We start from the raw sequence: 15,865 nt of genomic DNA on the forward strand, positions 1-15,865 counted from the left end.
CGGACGGATCGCGATCATCTTCGAGCCATCTCCATGGTTCCGAGTGGCCCCATCAGCGGTTTGATGCTCTCGTCCACGATGATGTCATATTTCTTCAGCAGTTCCGAAAAAAACTGTGCCTGGATTTTTGCCTGTTGTGCACGATGCCACTCGTTGACGACTTGGTTGCGTACCTCCTCAAAGGCACGCGGCTCTGCCGGCACTCGTTCGCTGATCCGCACCAGATGAAAGCCATACCCGGACTCAATCGGTCCCTGCCACGGACCTGATTCGAGAGTAAATACGCGTTCAGCAAATTTTGGTCCGAACAGACTGGTCACTGTCTGCAAGTCGGTCCGGATATATTCGCGTTCCAACAGGATGGGGTCACCAGCGTCACCAGTGCCGGACATCTGGAGCTCCTTCAATCCTTGACGGGCTCCTGCTTCATGTTTGAAATAGATTTGGTGAAACGAGATGTGGACGGGGGTTGTGTAGTTGTCGCGGTGGGCAGCATATACCTGACGCAGTTCGTCCTCACCCGGTTCAGCGAGGCGGGCGGTGTCCTGAACCAGGAATTCCATCTTTTGCGCCAACCGACGGCGGACAACGGTATCGTTTTCGTCCAAGCCTAATTCGCGTGCTTCCTGTGCGAGCAGTCTTTCCTTTAGATAGTCAGTCACGAGGCCACTGAGTTCCTGGTCGTCTGGTGGACGTTGCCATTGGCGGACCCAGGTTTCCTTAAGCCAATTTACTTCGGCCGAAGTGACGCGCACCATACGCGGTTCGTGAGCGGGCGCGCGATCGAGCCAAGTGTAACCAGCAAATATTAGCCCACCAACTATGAGGAAATGTACCAGGGGATCTTTAAGCCAATGTCTCATGATGCACAATCTTACACCTCCGGGAAAAAAGGGTTGGGAAATACATTGTTCATGGACTGACTGCAGTCATCTTCACTCACAATTCCGAAATACCCAGTTTCCTGAATTTATCCTTTGCTAAGTTTGTTGGCGATAGATAGGACACCTCGGAGGACGTGTTTGTATGGTTGACTGTTATACAAGAATTGTCATCGTAACTTCTGGCCATTGTGTCCCTTGTTTGGTTTGAAGCTCCCAGAACATGTTCTTGAAATACGGTGCGGTGATCGATCGTGATATAGGATGTGTGTGACTTTTTTCAGTTCGGGGGCCTCTCGATATGGCTTTTCCAGATCATCAGGTTTGGTGTTCACCGGGAAGGCCATGCCGGGGCAGATACAGATCTGATCCTTCTCCGGGCGACCAATTTACAATCTCTCTCTGCCGGTTGTCTTCCAGGGCGGTATCCGAGAGGTGCAACTCTTGAAGAATTTCATTAACTGTCGGTAGGGCTCCGGCCTTAGGGATAGGTACATTGAAAAGTAAGGTAATCCAGAGGCATACCAGAACATTGGGGTTGTGGAATGGATTCCTCTTTAACCGCATGCGGTTTCTCCCCTCTGCCAAGTTGAGCGAATAATTTCAAGACTCCCTGAACAATTCAATCGGGTCACGATTAGGCTTAAGGTATGCTCAGTACGCGTATTGTCTGATTCGTGCGGAGGTTGGCTTCAATCTGCTCCCGGGATGTCCAAATTTGAATTCGGTGATGGCAGCGGAAACCGATGAATGCAATAGAGATCCTCCCATCTATTGCCTGAAATAAGGATTGCTGGCCTTGGTGCTTTCGTGGGAGTTCTCCCATTTCTCCCCGGATGTGAGGTTCGAAAATCGTTTAGGGTGTGATTCGCCTTGATGGCGAAATTCCTTTTCCCCCGCCTCGGCGACAGGCGTGATATCTCCTCCCTAGGATGCCGCCGTGACCACGCCCCGTGAGCGATATTTTTTCAATCGGCTTCTCTTGGTACGCTTTGGACCATTCGAATCTGAATTACCGGATCCACCCCTGTTCCTTGAATTTTTGCTCAAGGTGTTCGGCGATCGCATCTGCTGTTTGTTTGCTCGCGCCCTCGATCGTATCTTTTCCGGACATTTCCCCATACACCTTTGCCCCTCCGCCGACAATCAATCCGATTGGATTGGCGGTCGCGGCCAGGACGACAATAGGTAAGGCCATTCCGGGCATTTTATTTCCCGCGGAATCCATTTTCCCGGATCCGAGTTGCCGGGGCCCATTGGCTGTCCACTGGTACCCTTCCGCAGCCGTCGTGATTTCAGCTGCCCCGGATCCGAACCCCAGGGCCATCCGTTTGAGGGTACTACCTTCTTCGAACGTGCCAAAATACCCCACAATCAACAGGTCATTGACCCGGGGAACGGTCTGTGCGTTTGCCACCAGGGATGTCAGTCCCATTTGTTGAATTTTCGAGACTAATTCTTCTGCGACCGCAGCACCCAGTTTTCGCCCTGTCTCAAGATGCTCGGGCGATGGCGGTGCGCCGGGTGGGTCATGTTGTTTGGCTGCCGAGGACCAGGGCGGGAGATCCGAATGGGTGGCAGCAAAGGGATACACATAAATGCGTTCCGGCTGGGGAAGTTTCTCTTTGCCATACATCGGGTGTGTTTCGGTGATCTTGGTGGAGGAGCATCCTGCCGCCACCGTAATGACAAAGACTCCTAGGACGATACCTGTGAGGGACCTCATGACAGACCTCCATTTGGTTGTCGGATGTTGGATGGGTTCAATTTTCCGCCCTGCGGATTTTCCCATAGGCGTCAGGAAGAAAAAATCCTCAATGAGTGATTGACTGTCAGAACGTATCGATCAATCCTGCCCTGATTATGGATTACGCATTGTAGGGTAAAACGGCATAAAAAATCGAGGAGATATCCCATGCGTTTGGTACGAGCATTTTTTGACTTCAGCGCGCCTCTTGATTGTGTCGACGGGAAACAGGAAAATTTGTAATTGCAGATGAAACGCAGCTTTTCCTCGTGTGAAAATGTTTGGTATATTGGCGCGCATCCGTTACATTTTTATTTAAACCAAGGAGGAAGAATCCATGAAGCAATTGGTGAGCGGAATCCTGACAATAACAGTTCTCATTGCGTTCACGTTGATGCCGGGCGGATATGGTCATGCGGAAGAAGGCAGTGTCAAAGCGATGTCTCCGTGGAAAGGGGTGGGCTTTGCATTTCCCGTCGGGCCTGATCAAGTATATATGGTCGCCGTCTACAGCGGCGTAATGTTAGTGGATGACGGCAATGGACCGATGCATGCGGCCTCGATCGTTTGTCCCGGCACCGTTGATGCTGATCTGAAAAAGGGAACGAAAACAGGTCATGCCAAGTGTGTCATCACGGGTGAGCAGGGCAATCGTGTCTTTGGGGAATTTAATTGCACCGGTGATGTGGAAGGGTGCCGGGGAACATTTACGATCACCGGCGGGACCGGCAGGTTTGCCGGCATTACGGGGGAAGGCGAGATGATTTCTAAAATCCAGGCGAGGGAAATTACAATGGTCAGCGGTGTGGAGTCGGCCCAACAGCTTGGAGAGGGAGTCGCGGTGTGGCCTAATTTGACCTATCATATTCCCGACAAGAAATAAGCGCGAAACAATTCATTTTCTAGTTGTGGAGGCAACGATGCGTACGTATTTGAACTTGGGACTGATGTTTGGACTGGGGTTGCTTCTCCTTGCCCCTTCCTTGCAAGCACAGACGTTTGTGTTTCCCGAAAAGGGACAGAGTCCGGAACAGCAGGAGTTAGACGACTTTACCTGTTACAAATGGGCCAAACAGCAAACGGGCTATGATCCGGAACATCCGAACCTGGCTGCCGCGCCGCCGCCGCCATCCGGTGGTGGTGGGATGCGTGGAGCAATGGGGGGTGCCGCACTCGGAGCCATTGGGGGAGCCATTGCGGGCAATGCCGGTGAAGGTGCGGCGATCGGTGCTGCTGCCGGCGGTGGGCTGGGCATGATGCGACAACGTCGGGCTGAGCGGGGGTATCAGGAAGAAGTCCAGCAAGCCTCGGCCAAAAACCAGCAGACCCGCGCCACCTTTGATCGTGCGCACAACGTTTGTATGGAAGCTAAAGGGTACAAGATCGGGTAGGGCGGCAGGTCCTTGACCGAATAGATAAAGGAGAAGATAGATGAGGGTACAACAGTCGTGTGTTATCCTGTCATGCGCGGTTATGCTGGCAGGTTGCGTGGGCGCTCAGCAGGACGGGCCAGCCTCGTCTTATCCTGTTGACTCTGCGCCTCCTCCGCAAGCGAAGACCTTTGTGTTTCCGGAAAAAGGTCAGAGTCCGGAGCAGCAGGAGCAGGACGACTTTACGTGTTACAAATGGGCCAAGCAGCAGACCGGTTACGATCCTGAACATCCGGACCTGGCCGCCGCGCCCCCTCCGCCATCGGGCGGCGGTGCGTTGTTCGGCGCGATGGGGGGCGCGGCGCTCGGAGCTATCGGTGGGGCCATTGCGGGCGATCCAGGCATGGGAGCAGCCATAGGTGCCGCTGCCGGCGGCGGGCTGGGATTGATGGGCCAGCGCGCGGCTGAGCAGGAGTATCAGAAGGACGTTCAACAGGCCGGCGCCCGGAACCAGCGCACACGGGACACGTTTGATCGTGCCCATCGTACCTGCATGGAGGCCAAAGGGTATAAAATCGGTTAAAGGAGAAGGTCTCTAGGACGAACGCCCGGGATTGTCCCGCGATAATATTCATGTCCGGTGCTTCATCAGTATTTTAAATAAGTCGGTCAGTTCAAAATTAGGGGGAAGCCAGGAATCGTGGGGCGTAGGAAACTCGCGGAGATTATCCGTTCGATCCGAACCCGATCTCCCCCGAAACGCTCGTACATTTCTACCTGTTGATGTGCCCTTGTCTTGGTTCCAGGGCCCGGAACTGAGGGCTGAATTCTTTGAGGGCTTTACTCGTCACTGACACGTTTCCCTGCTTTCCATCTGTTTGCCTTGCCCGTTGTTCTTCTCCCGAGACTCTCCGTCGAATTTTATTCTCGTCAACTGGGACCCAACTAATGGACGCGTCAAAGGCTTTGGTCGGGATAAATTTGAGGCAGAAACCGCGTATCTTATTGCCCCATGCTTGCAAATGGGGCGCAACGGTTCTCTGATGTTAGAGTGGGCATGAACGCGCTGAAAGTTTCATGATGGTGGTTGGATGTATTCAACAAAAAGACAGATGGAGTGTTGAATAATTAAGATTAACAAGGACAAATTTGCCCAGGATTAGATTACTCATCAAAGGCTCCGGGTCGGTTCAAAAAAGTCCGTCCAGCAAGGCCACAGCCGTTTTTACGCGCGGAGCGTACGCTGAGTACGTGAGCACGGAAAAATGGCGAGAACGCCGCTGGCGGCTTTTTTCAACAGACCCACAGATGGAAGAGGACTTCAGGGATGGGCCCACGAAATCTCCCGGAGAGGAAATTCTGTTCGCCGGCCCACCCCTGATGGACCATTTAGTCTGGTGATTGGCAGTCGGTGCCTTTTCGCTGTATGCACAAGCGCCAGCGAATCTTGGCTGCCCAATAGTCCATGATGTTTTCGACGTCAGTCCAGAAGCCGAACCCCTTCATGAGCGTTTTGCCGCCAGCCCGGCGGTCAATTCCGGCTCCCAGCAGTTTTCCTGTTTGCGAATCCACAAGCCTGACTTCGACGCTGGCTCCTCCCACAAAGCTTTGGGTCCCGGTTGCCAGCTTTTTGCCTTCCGACGCGATCCGCGTAATGGGGTGAATGGTGGAAATCGTATCCAACACGGGCATTCCATGTTCAACATCCGTGAGTGCCGCCGAAAGCCGCATCACGTCCGGCCCAGACTCCTGCACGAGAGTATAATCCTTGGCCAACTGTTCGGAAATTTTTTGATAAAACGTGTTGGCGAGGTCACGCACATCGTCCGGGGGCACCACTCCGGTGTCTTTAGCCTCAGCACCTTTTCCCAGCCAGACGGTCACCGGCTCCAGCATGATTTTATCGTAGGTTTTGAACCTGGCATCCGGATTCAAGTAGACAAGATTGGCTTCCCCTTCTTTGCCCGGTTTTAATAAGGGATAGGCATCCAGGAGAAATCCCGTTTTACCTACATCCCCTTTGACCTGATAAGTATCAGCACAGCCACCAACCCACATAATCATCCCAAGCACGCCTACAAATAATTTCCAGCACATTACGAATCCTCCTTCCCGCTCATTCTCTGATTTACGTCGAGCGAGGGCAAATTGTGAGTACTGAATTTCATAAACCATCATACTTCATTCGGTTACACCTGTTTCGAGTCATACTCAAGGTGGTGGAATCTTTCTGCGCCAATCCTTAACCTACAATCAGACAGCCAATTTCTTTTCTTCTGATGGAACAATATTATCATACGGCATCGGTGAAATCACAAAAATCGTGCTGTTTTCAAGTGATGGGGAGAGCCTCCCTCCAATCGCTAAACTTTGAAAAAATTGACGATGGGCATGTTCTCCTTACGGCATAGTCCGACAGCCCAAAAGGCGGATCCTTTCTGTCAAAGCCTCCGGAATCCTTATGGGAAACAGGGCAATTCAAAATTGCGCATGGCTAGGTTTGACCATGATGAAAAACTGTTCCGGCCAAATACGATATCAATATTGGGGCTGTTGAAAAAAGCCGCCAGCGGCGTTCTCGCCATTTTTCCGTGCTCACGTACTGGAAGTACGCTCTGCGCGCAAAAATGACTGCGGCCTTGCTGGACGAACCCTTCGGGAAGACTCAGGGCATGCTTTTTTGAACAGCCCCAAGGCCTCTAATATGCAACGTGCCGGTGGGTCAATATGCCCTTGGAAATTATTATTATTCAACACTCCCATATTCATCTTCGGAAAAATCATAGGGCTTTCTAACGATGTTTTCAGATTATTTTGTCATTTTAAGGCGGTAATTCTTCACAGGGACCCTTCTGAGACTGTGGTGGATCCCGATTTATTCGGAGAATATGAATGGTTCACCTCAATGCGTCAAAATGATATTTGCGTTCCGATTTAGTTTTGATTCCTCCGCTTTCCCGATCAAAAATTGAATCCCTGAAGGCATTGGGCTATAAGATCCGGGCAGGTGTGTTGATTGGAGATCCAGTTCACCGGGAGCAGGACGCTCAGGGTAATACGGTGGATAGAATCGGGTCGGCCGACAATGCGATGCTATTCATTAGAATTGATCCCTGAAAGTTAACAATGCCGTAACAAGCCATTGACCCGGCTGCAATAAGTTCGAGCTAGGCTTGGACTCTCATATGAGAAAAAATTCCCATGCAACCGGAATCAATCGCATTCTGTTTACGTCTGCAATGTCAAGACTGTTTGTTTAACACAAAGGAGGATCTTCATGAGAAAAGGGATTATCGTACTTGGCATAGTGGGACTGGTAGGCTTGCAGATAGGATGCACGGCATTACCAGGCTCCGATTTATTGTCATCCAAATCGAATGGGACAAAGACGGTGACCACCAGCTCGCAGTTCGACGAAATAGCAGACAATCCCTCAGGTTACCTGGGAGAGGAAAAGAAGCTCGCAGGAGCCGTCGTCAGTATTGATCAAACCGACGAGGGGTATTTAATCTTAGCGGAATGGCTACCCTATCCCAAAACGCAGATCGAGGAAGGACCCCAAATAGGGCAAACCGATAGGAGTAGGCATTTTCTCATTCGGTTTATCGGGAAACGCGAAAAGGAATTTTACACCACCCGGGGCAATATCTTTCTTTTAGAGGGAACAGTGGAAGGAACCAAAAAGGCACTGGTGAATGTCTTCGGGCCTCGAAAGGATCTGCTCTATGTTAATGCGAAATGTGTCCGTATCTGGGAAACCGGACAAGACGATCCCCGCTCCAGCCAGGTGGATAACCAATATCCTCCAACGAGAAAACGAACACTCTGTGCTGATTAAAACGGGAAGCTTCGTGGTTTGTAAAACGTCCCATTGCGCCATGCCAGGAACGGACGGCAATGGTTTCCCGCCCTGTAGGGGAATAATTCATTCCCTTGTCATCTTTGCATCCGGGGCCCTGTATGCAGGGCCCCACCCTGACGAGTCGGGGTAACCGAATCTTGCAATCCCCGCATGAAGATGGGGTGGCAATGAAGCAGGAAATAAACTTGAACAAGCCTGAAACCCTTGTCACTTTGTGATTGAAACCAGTTCGTTCACTCGACCCATTCCAGCGCCCAACCGTGGCCCTGCAGGCATTTCTCCCTCATCATGTCCCCTCCACCTCTGCGATAGTTTCTTGGTTGGATGGTTTCATCTTCCGGGCCAAAATGCGAGATGCCTTCCTGATTAAAATGACGGTTCTCCCGATCACATTGAGTAATCGCTGAACGTAAGTCGGCCTCTGTCGCGCCGGGCTTGACCCATTGCTGTGTAGGACCGCAGGCTGACAGCAGAGCAAAAACCACCCACCATAACCGTACGTTCATCTTTTTCCCTCCACTCCTGATTGTTAACCGTGATGTCTAATTTGCCCGCAGCATTTTTTATTTGTTCTCCAAGGTGATTCTGTATCCGGTAGATCGTTGGGTCTTTCATCATCAGGAAAGAGGCAATCAAGTACCAAATACTAGAACGTCATGTGAAGGTCCCCATCAGATAATTTGAGGATGTGCTCTAACACGGAAATTTGCCAGTTGTCCATTGCCCGGGTGTTTTGAACATTTTCTGAATTAAGCCGCATGAGTTGCGTGCGTTCCTATATTCCTTGGTGGGGGGAGAGAGTATGATACTCTACGATGAATTCGTGTGATCTGGGTCGGGGGGCATTTCGCAGCAATCTTACGGTGTGCGTCTACTATCTCCGGGTCATCCAACTATAAACCAGATTAACAACAGTAAAAACGCGCCGGGGAATGTTCCCCGAGCCAATAGGTCGATTTTTCGCGCCTGGAGATTGTGCCCATGAGCGGCAAGAAAGCCTGTCGTGATCACCGCGATCAATGCCAGCAGCACCAGGAGTGTACTCCCGACGGTGAAATAGTCGAGGTGGGTCATATAAGGAAGACGGGGAAGGAGGCTGGCCAGGACAAAGCGATGCGCGATGAGAGTCAGAATGGAACTCGTCGCCACCGCGATCCGGACGCCGATGTGTTCTCGTCCGATCCAGAAGGCCGCCCACGACATAATGACGACGACCGCCAGTGGTAACACCACCTGCCAGAGGTAATACGCGACATAGCGTTGAGCCTGGAATTGAAAAGCAAATCCTGCGGTGCGTATCTCTTGAATGGGGCTGTAGGGGGCCACGACTGCTTCGAACGACAGAATCTTCCAATCCGCCAATGACAAGGTGTTGGCCATGGATCCGCCACGAATGTTTCTGATGGACTCAGGCTCAAACGTCAATTCGTCTGCCTGATAACCGGCCGCCACAAATTGGACCGTAAACGTATGACTATCCCTGGGAAAATCGGCCAACATCAACCGTTGAGATAACTTCCCCGTGTAGCGTTGATGATAGATGACCGTTCCATCAGGGTGAACCTGCACAATTTCAGGTAATGAGTGCGGAATAACCCCTTGTTGGTTGGCAAGCAACAGTCTGGGGTTCCACACTTCCATCAGGGGAATTTGGCGTATCGCCCCTTCGGGATTGGCTAAGCGCGCATCTTTCCAGCGAAGACGCAGATACACATTGGCGGTGAAATTTTGGGCCGCATCATCAATGTCATCAATATCTACGACGAACACCATAAAATGTACGGTGGTCGGCCCTTTGAATTCTTCCGGGCGTTTGGCCGTGAGCTCGGCCTGGGCCGTTTCTTCCTGGGCGGCCTTTGCGGCTGCTTTCTGCAATGTTGTTTCAGTGGCCTTCTGAACCGCTTTTTCCATCGCTTTTTGGGCGGCCTTCTCCACGACTTTTTCGACGCTTTTTTCTGTGGCTTTTTCGACTGCTTTTTCCGCGGCTTTTTCGGCAACCTTCTCCATGGCTTTTTCAGTGACCTTTTCGACGGCTTTTTCCGCGGCTTGTGTCTTTGCCTGTTCGATCACCGTTTCGGCACTGCCTTGAGCGAACACTACGGACATCTTAAGCAGACAAGGCCAAGCCATGAGTAAAACGACCAGCACCCCGGTTCGAAAACAGACGGAATGCGCAGCCATAAATTCAGACATTCATCTTCTCCCTACTGATCTGTGTGCAACACGTCCCTCTGCCGGACGATGCAGTATATTGAATGCTCTCAATAATTTCCATTCCTCCCAGGTGGAACGGAACAGGCCCTGCCACAGATTTTAAACAAGCTCTAAAGGAGCGGATTGTTGAGAGAGGGAGTTGGAAATTGGGCGGTCGTCGTTTAGGCAGGTTTATCAGGAAACAGGATTTGAAACTGAAGTTGTAATGTCCAGTCTGGCGCTCGATCCGGTTTTTCGAGAAAATAAAATCCCTGGAGTTTGATGTTGATCGGACGTTTTTCTCCCCGAAACATGACCTTGCCGAACCCGCCTCCAATGGGTATTAACCAACGATTCCGCTTTTCTTCCGCCTCCCAGTTTGCGGTGATTGCGGGGGTGGAAGTCAGATACCAACCGTTGGCAAAGTTGTAATTCACAAATGGCTGAATGGCAAACAGGTTGACCTTCGGGCGTTGTTTCTCTCCCGCAAATGACCAGAGATTTCTAATGATGGCGCCCACCACCCATGGGTCCGGTATGCTGACAAGCGCAAGGGTGGGGCCGACGCTCCATTTCCCCAGGCCCAGATGATCATCAGTTGCGGTATTCAAAATAAAGGTCGGGCCTATACCACCAATCAGTTTAAACCGTCGTTTGGATTCGTCGCGGGCAAAGAATGCCGTGTACTCAATATCTCCTAACCCGGTCATACTTCCCGTTTTATCCTCTATGGCATTGGCCGGAATATATGGGATAGGAATGGTGAGGCGGTTGAGAAGGGCCCAGTCCCCAAATCTTCTTGTGGTAGAGGCCTCAAGATTGAGGACATTAAAGAGATGGTTATTGGCCCCGGCTCCGAAAAGCGTACCATTCACAAACCCCACCCGCACCAGATCGGATACCGGGTTCTGCACTTCTTCGGCAAGTTGTTTGATCTCCTCCGCATGGGCTGATTGACTCACGAGGAATCCCAGGATCACTCCGGCCATGACACACCGTATGCATGTTTTTATAAAAGGCAACCACATTTCTTTTGCGCAACCAAGCCCCGGTTGAGGTTTAGTACCATAACAGCAGAGGCAATCGTTTGAAGAGGAGTTTAGCAGGACTGGTGGGAAATTATCTCTCATAAAAGGGCTGACCACGATTGGAAGAGCCTCTCGCGTTCCGCTTGTGCTTTTTGCCTTGCGTGAAAACACAGAATAGCGGTCTCGCCGGTTAGCGAAAATCCCATTCGACCAACACCGAAATGCAATCATGGAAAAAGTGATGGGATGCAGAAGATAGAGAACGTTGCTGTTGCCACGGGAATCGTGAATGGCAGGCATCCTGCTAGCATGTAACTGTTGGAGATTTCTCAGGCCCTTTTTAAATCTATCGTCGACGTTACCTCAAGCATGACCGGCTCGAGTTGGTGTTTCGATTGCTATCGACTCAATAACGTATTGGATTTCATCTATCGAAAATATTCATAATGGCATTTTGGAAATTCCACATGATAGGCTCGCCGTCTATGACCATGATGATGGTAATGCGACAAAAGTCCAGGTGTCTCTCTTATCTTGTGGTGTTGACAGCTGTCCTGTTTCTCATCCCTGGTGCTGAATCAGGGGTTTCTCAAAATTTGGAGGATGACCAATTCGGCGCGAAGTTCCGTCAGGCTCTGAAGCCGTGGACGGGTGATTGGGATGGGATGGTCAATCGCAATCAAATTCGGGTGCTTGTTCCCTTTAGCAAAACCTTTTACTTTCTGGACGGCGGCAGACAGCGTGGGCTCACCTATGATCTTATGAAAGTATTCGCAAAGCAGATCAATGCAGATTTAAAGCGAAAGATCGTACAGGTTCAGTTGGTCTTCATTCCTGTAAACCGTGATGAACTCATTCCGGATTTGCTCAATGGGGTTGGTGATATTGCGGCCGGTGGCCTCACGATCACACCCGAACGAAAGGCACTCATTGATTTTTCAGAACCGCTTCTCACCAATGTTCGTGAGATTATTGTCACGGGGCCCAGTAGCCCCCCTCTCTCCAGTCTGGATGACCTTTCCGGACAGACCATCCATGTGCGGAAGTCCAGTAGTTTTTACGAACATTTAGTTCGCTTGAATGCCTCGTTTCGCATTTCGGGGAAACCGGAGATTACGCTCATTTCTGAGGAGGAGAACCTTGAAGACGAAGATCTTCTTGAAATGGTGAACGCGGGCTTATTGCCGATGCTCGTCATGGATAGACCCAAGGCGGAATTTTGGGCAAAAATTTTTGAGAATATCCGTCTGCATCCGGACATTGCCATCAATGCAGGCGGGGAGATCGCTTGGGCCTTTCGGAAAAACAGTCCGAAACTCCAAAAGGTGATCAACCGGTTTGTCAGGAACAATAAGAAGGGCACCTTAGTCGGAAATATGCTCTTCACCCGGTATTTGAAAAATACCAACTATGTCAAACATGCCCTGGCAACGCAGGAGCGCAAGAAATTTCAAAGTCTCATGCACATGTTTGAAAAGACCGCCAAGCCATATGGATTTGATTGGGTGCTCGCCATGGCCCTTGGTTACCAGGAGTCCATGTTGGACCAACGGAAAAGAAGTTCTGCGGGTGCCATCGGTGTGATGCAGCTCTTGCCGAGTACCGCTCGGGATCCAAACGTCAACATTCCCAATATTACTCAGGTTGAGCCCAATATTCATGCCGGAGTCAAATACTTGCATTTCCTGCATGACCGGTATTTTAGAGACCAGAATATGAGCCTGTTAAACCAGTGGCTCTTTGCGATCGCTTCCTATAATGCGGGCCCTGCCAAGATCGCGAAGCTCCGGACTAAGGCGCCGTCCATGGGTTTGAATCCGAATAAGTGGTTTAAAAATGTGGAGATCGTGGCCGCGAAGCATATTGGTCGCGAGACCGTGCAATACGTGAGTAATATCTACAAATATTTTATTGCCTATCGTCTGATTCTGGAAAAAGAGGCAATGAAATCAATGGTGCAAGGGTAGGCTCTGGGAGGGGCACTGATCAAAATCGGGCTTCCTAGAGTGACCCCGGGCCAGCGATGCACTCTTTCGAGTCCATGTTACGAGTATCTCAATACGCAGAGGCCCTCACAGGAATGTCGACTGGCTATGCACGGATTGGGAGAGTATTCCAGTATGCAAAATTAGTCTCATGAGCCAGGCCATGAGACGGGCTATCCTGCGCCTTCAGAGATTGCACTCCCTGAGTTTGTATTGGTCGGTGCCGGCCCATCCTCGGTGTAATGATGCCCCTTGTCCTGCGGGAAGCGTCACTTCATATCCGGCAGAATTTCCCCGATACCTTCTTGGTTTTTTCCTAAAGGGTCATAGCCCGCGGGTTGCCGATGCCTATTCCGTGGGGTGCACACAACTGTGTTCGCCGCGCCATTGGCACAGGCGATAGCGGAGAGTTTGGGCCCAGTACTGAAATGATTCTTCGACGTCATTCCATTCTGAAGTCACTCCCGACAACGACTTTGCACCCCCCCGGCGATCTACGGCAGCGGCCAACAGAGTCCCAAGTTCTGCATCGGTTATTTTGGCTTCTACGCTGGCGCTGCCCACAAACGTTCCGGTTCCCGTAGCGAGAGATTTTGTGCCGGAAATGAGATAACCCGTCGGAAGGACACTGGAAAGGGTATCTAACACGGTATGGGAGGCTTCGGCTTCTGTGAGTGCCACACTCAGACGCATGACATGAGGCCCGGCCTCACGAACAATCCGGTAATCTGCCAATAAGGCATTCTGTAATGTTCCCAAGAGAAGTGAGGCCAGTCGAGTGCGGTCTCCTTGTGGGATGTCCCGAAGAGAAGATCCTTCTCCCATCCAGAGTTGAACGGGGTCAATCATCACCTTGGTATAGTGTTTCCAATCGGCTATGGGATTGACGTATCGCAGAAGGGCTTCACGGTCTCCCGCGCCTTGTTGAAGGATTGAATAGTCATCAAGAAATCCGGATCTTCCAACAGTCTTTGCCTGTTGAGTGGTCGCACAAGCCGTCATGGCCACGAAAATAAGAGCCAGAATCCATCCCTCTACCATAGGCATGACTGGTCTCCTTTGCTTCGGCGCATGGTTTGATAAATTTGAACCCCTGTTTTGGAAGCCCTTCTCCTTACTGGCCATGTAAACCCGGAATAGCAGTTGGTGCATACGGTCAGGTGAAATTGAGTATGTTGTCTATACCGAAAAGACACTCGTCGTCAACCTCGACGCTTGGTCCGGGGGATTTGTCCGCCAATCGATCAGATTCTTTTAGCTTGTCGAGTGCAGATTGTGGGCGCTGGCCAAGCCGGTAAATTCTTTTTCTTGGCTTTTTTTCGGAAGATCATCACGGTATAGCCGGAAGGGCTGTCTCGTTATTTCCTTCTAATAGGTCGCTCTCGTATGGGCTTCTGACTCTTGAGCTTGTCTCACCGGTGTGGACATGAGCCAACCCCATGCTTCCGGAAACGGAACTCATGAATTGGGTATGGGGCCTGCTTTACCCTGCGAGTAACGAAACCTATACTGCCTTGCATGCCTATGACCCTTTCCCACCCTTTCATCCCTCTCCGGTGTTACTGGTGCCTGAGGCAGCGAGTGAAGACCGGCGCGAGGCGAGCCTCGGCCTGGCCGGTTCTTCTTTTGGCTGTCGTGACAGGTTTATTGCTGGGAGGACCCCTGGGGGTGCACGCCGCGGATGTTATTCTGCTCAAGAACGGGGACCGCGTTAGTGGAAGGGTTCTTCTCATGGAAGATACGGTCCTGACCGTCGATACGGATTACGCTGACGTCATTAAAATTGATTGGGATGATGTCGACGGACTGATTTCCGAAAAACCCTTATGGGTGGCCTTTCATGACGGGGTCATAATTCCTGATGGCGTGGGGGTTCGGGACGGGGATCGCTTGATTCTTTTTCGGCTCGACCGGGGTGGTCCGGTTCAACTGGACAAAATCAAGACGATCAATCTGTTTGAAATGTCATACTGGGGGAACATTGGACTTGGGGGGAGTGCAACGTCAGGAAACACGTCAACCGAAACCATTAATGCGTCGGGAACCTTGACCGTGAACAAAGGCTGGCATCGATTTATTCTGGATGGGCGGGCAAATCGCGGCAAAGCCGATGGAGAAATCACCGCACAAAATGCGGCATTGAATACCCGCTGGGACTACTTCCTGTCCAAACGGGCCTATATTCCGTTTATTAATTTTCTGGAGTATGACAAATTTCAAGACCTGTCCCTTCGAAGCACGAGCATCATCGGGGTTGGTTACGATCTCCTGGATCACCGGACAAATTTTTTCACGGTCGGGGTGGGTCCGACGGTGGTGTATCAAAATTTCAGGTTTGAGCCGAGCGTGGTCATCCCGGGTATTTCATGGCAACCCCGCTGGAATTTGGAATTTCTAGGTGGCGATCTGAAGCTCTGGCATGTTCATACCGGTACGCGGGATTTCGGGCGGGATAATGCGGTGCGGCTGAATGCCAATCAAGGTATGAGTATCTCCATCTATAAAGACCTCTCGATTCGGTTCGAATATAATGTCCGCTATAATTCCAAGCCAGCCGACGGCCGGAAAACCACCGATACGACCATTATCTTTGGGTTGAGTCTTGACCTATTGGGATAGGCGGGGAAAACGTCGTGAAGCGGTGTGTTTGGAGGGTTTGAAGGTCTTTGCCCGGAAACCGGTGAATGTCCGTTGTTGGAGTAATCCCATAATTCCTCTCTTCGGTTCATAATTCGATCCAATACGGATGAAGGATCGAATGGGAATGAAGCGATGCGAGGGGAATGTACCGCTGAATTA

At 51.0% G+C, this 15,865-nt stretch carries 15 protein-coding genes; 7 read left to right on the forward strand and 8 right to left on the reverse strand.

Features of this window, described 5'->3' with window-relative positions:
- Positions 1 to 14: 14 nt before the first annotated feature.
- From H6750_06335 to H6750_06345, 3 genes are all read right to left on the reverse strand, one after another.
- Positions 15 to 758 (reverse strand): peptidyl-prolyl cis-trans isomerase, encoded by a 744-nt coding sequence (locus H6750_06335; protein ID MCB9773930.1) that lies wholly within the window; start codon positions 756 to 758, stop codon positions 15 to 17.
- A 441-nt stretch (positions 759 to 1,199) separates the two neighbouring features.
- Positions 1,200 to 1,448, reverse strand: a complete 249-nt coding sequence (locus H6750_06340; protein MCB9773931.1) for a hypothetical protein — start codon at positions 1,446 to 1,448, stop codon at positions 1,200 to 1,202.
- A gap of 445 nt (positions 1,449 to 1,893) precedes the next feature.
- Positions 1,894 to 2,607, reverse strand: coding sequence for a DUF4410 domain-containing protein (locus tag H6750_06345; GenBank protein ID MCB9773932.1), 714 nt, complete (start codon positions 2,605 to 2,607; stop codon positions 1,894 to 1,896).
- Positions 2,608 to 2,965: 358 nt separating this feature from the next.
- Between H6750_06345 and H6750_06350 the strand changes: the two genes are divergently transcribed.
- The 3 genes from H6750_06350 to H6750_06360 all read left to right on the forward strand — a co-directional run bounded on the left by H6750_06350 (position 2,966) and on the right by H6750_06360 (position 4,581).
- Positions 2,966 to 3,511, forward strand: a complete 546-nt coding sequence (locus H6750_06350) for a hypothetical protein (GenBank protein MCB9773933.1) — start codon at positions 2,966 to 2,968, stop codon at positions 3,509 to 3,511.
- 64 nt (positions 3,512 to 3,575) lie between these two features.
- Positions 3,576 to 4,019: a hypothetical protein gene (locus H6750_06355; protein MCB9773934.1), complete on the forward strand. Its 444-nt coding sequence runs from the start codon at positions 3,576 to 3,578 to the stop codon at positions 4,017 to 4,019.
- Between the two features lie 97 nt (positions 4,020 to 4,116).
- Positions 4,117 to 4,581 carry a hypothetical protein gene (locus tag H6750_06360; protein MCB9773935.1) on the forward strand — a complete coding sequence of 155 codons (465 nt, stop codon included), beginning with the start codon at positions 4,117 to 4,119 and terminating at the stop codon, positions 4,579 to 4,581.
- A gap of 806 nt (positions 4,582 to 5,387) precedes the next feature.
- Here the strand turns inward: H6750_06360 and H6750_06365 are convergent.
- Positions 5,388 to 6,095: a DUF3313 domain-containing protein gene (locus H6750_06365; protein ID MCB9773936.1), complete on the reverse strand. Its 708-nt coding sequence runs from the start codon at positions 6,093 to 6,095 to the stop codon at positions 5,388 to 5,390.
- An 825-nt stretch (positions 6,096 to 6,920) separates the two neighbouring features.
- Here H6750_06365 and H6750_06370 point away from each other — a divergent pair.
- Both H6750_06370 and H6750_06375 read left to right on the forward strand, forming a co-directional pair.
- Entirely contained in the window at positions 6,921 to 7,115 is a 195-nt protein-coding gene (locus tag H6750_06370; protein MCB9773937.1) for a hypothetical protein, read from the forward strand.
- 160 nt (positions 7,116 to 7,275) lie between these two features.
- On the forward strand, positions 7,276 to 7,836 hold the full coding sequence (locus tag H6750_06375) for a hypothetical protein (protein ID MCB9773938.1): 561 nt from the start codon (positions 7,276 to 7,278) through the stop codon (positions 7,834 to 7,836).
- Between the two features lie 257 nt (positions 7,837 to 8,093).
- Here H6750_06375 and H6750_06380 read toward each other — a convergent pair whose 3' ends face one another.
- From H6750_06380 to H6750_06390, 3 genes are all read right to left on the reverse strand, one after another.
- Positions 8,094 to 8,366, reverse strand: a complete 273-nt coding sequence (locus H6750_06380; GenBank protein MCB9773939.1) for a hypothetical protein — start codon at positions 8,364 to 8,366, stop codon at positions 8,094 to 8,096.
- A 379-nt stretch (positions 8,367 to 8,745) separates the two neighbouring features.
- Positions 8,746 to 10,053: a hypothetical protein gene (locus H6750_06385; protein MCB9773940.1), complete on the reverse strand. Its 1,308-nt coding sequence runs from the start codon at positions 10,051 to 10,053 to the stop codon at positions 8,746 to 8,748.
- Positions 10,054 to 10,235: 182 nt separating this feature from the next.
- Positions 10,236 to 11,042, reverse strand: a complete 807-nt coding sequence (locus H6750_06390) for a neuromedin U (GenBank protein MCB9773941.1) — start codon at positions 11,040 to 11,042, stop codon at positions 10,236 to 10,238.
- A 506-nt stretch (positions 11,043 to 11,548) separates the two neighbouring features.
- Between H6750_06390 and H6750_06395 the strand changes: the two genes are divergently transcribed.
- Positions 11,549 to 13,048, forward strand: coding sequence for a lytic transglycosylase F (locus H6750_06395; GenBank protein MCB9773942.1), 1,500 nt, complete (start codon positions 11,549 to 11,551; stop codon positions 13,046 to 13,048).
- Between the two features lie 366 nt (positions 13,049 to 13,414).
- Here the strand turns inward: H6750_06395 and H6750_06400 are convergent, their stop codons facing one another.
- Positions 13,415 to 14,113, reverse strand: coding sequence for a DUF3313 domain-containing protein (locus H6750_06400; GenBank protein MCB9773943.1), 699 nt, complete (start codon positions 14,111 to 14,113; stop codon positions 13,415 to 13,417).
- Between the two features lie 534 nt (positions 14,114 to 14,647).
- On the opposite strand from H6750_06400, the gene H6750_06405 reads away from it, so the two are divergent.
- A complete protein-coding gene (locus H6750_06405) occupies positions 14,648 to 15,685 on the forward strand; it encodes a DUF481 domain-containing protein (GenBank protein MCB9773944.1) in 1,038 nt (345 codons plus the stop codon).
- The last annotated feature ends 180 nt before the right edge of the window (positions 15,686 to 15,865 follow it).

The sequence above is a fragment of the Nitrospiraceae bacterium genome (genome assembly GCA_020632595.1).
Taxonomy (GTDB): domain Bacteria; phylum Nitrospirota; class Nitrospiria; order Nitrospirales; family UBA8639; genus Nitrospira_E.

What these genes read in the sequence shown, in the direction of transcription:
- H6750_06335 (MCB9773930.1), bottom strand. Translation starts at nt 758, where the DNA reads ATGGTGCGCGTCACTTCGGCCGAAGTAAATTGGCTTAAGGAAACCTGG.
- H6750_06340 (MCB9773931.1), bottom strand. Translation starts at nt 1,448, where the DNA reads ATGCGGTTAAAGAGGAATCCATTCCACAACCCCAATGTTCTGGTATGC.
- H6750_06345 (MCB9773932.1), bottom strand. Translation starts at nt 2,607, where the DNA reads ATGAGGTCCCTCACAGGTATCGTCCTAGGAGTCTTTGTCATTACGGTG.
- H6750_06350 (MCB9773933.1), top strand. Translation starts at nt 2,966, where the DNA reads ATGAAGCAATTGGTGAGCGGAATCCTGACAATAACAGTTCTCATTGCG.
- H6750_06355 (MCB9773934.1), top strand. Translation starts at nt 3,576, where the DNA reads ATGTTTGGACTGGGGTTGCTTCTCCTTGCCCCTTCCTTGCAAGCACAG.
- H6750_06365 (MCB9773936.1), bottom strand. Translation starts at nt 6,095, where the DNA reads ATGTGCTGGAAATTATTTGTAGGCGTGCTTGGGATGATTATGTGGGTT.
- H6750_06375 (MCB9773938.1), top strand. Translation starts at nt 7,276, where the DNA reads ATGAGAAAAGGGATTATCGTACTTGGCATAGTGGGACTGGTAGGCTTG.
- H6750_06380 (MCB9773939.1), bottom strand. Translation starts at nt 8,366, where the DNA reads ATGAACGTACGGTTATGGTGGGTGGTTTTTGCTCTGCTGTCAGCCTGC.
- H6750_06385 (MCB9773940.1), bottom strand. Translation starts at nt 10,053, where the DNA reads ATGTCTGAATTTATGGCTGCGCATTCCGTCTGTTTTCGAACCGGGGTG.
- H6750_06390 (MCB9773941.1), bottom strand. Translation starts at nt 11,042, where the DNA reads ATGGCCGGAGTGATCCTGGGATTCCTCGTGAGTCAATCAGCCCATGCG.
- H6750_06395 (MCB9773942.1), top strand. Translation starts at nt 11,549, where the DNA reads ATGATAGGCTCGCCGTCTATGACCATGATGATGGTAATGCGACAAAAG.
- H6750_06400 (MCB9773943.1), bottom strand. Translation starts at nt 14,113, where the DNA reads ATGCCTATGGTAGAGGGATGGATTCTGGCTCTTATTTTCGTGGCCATG.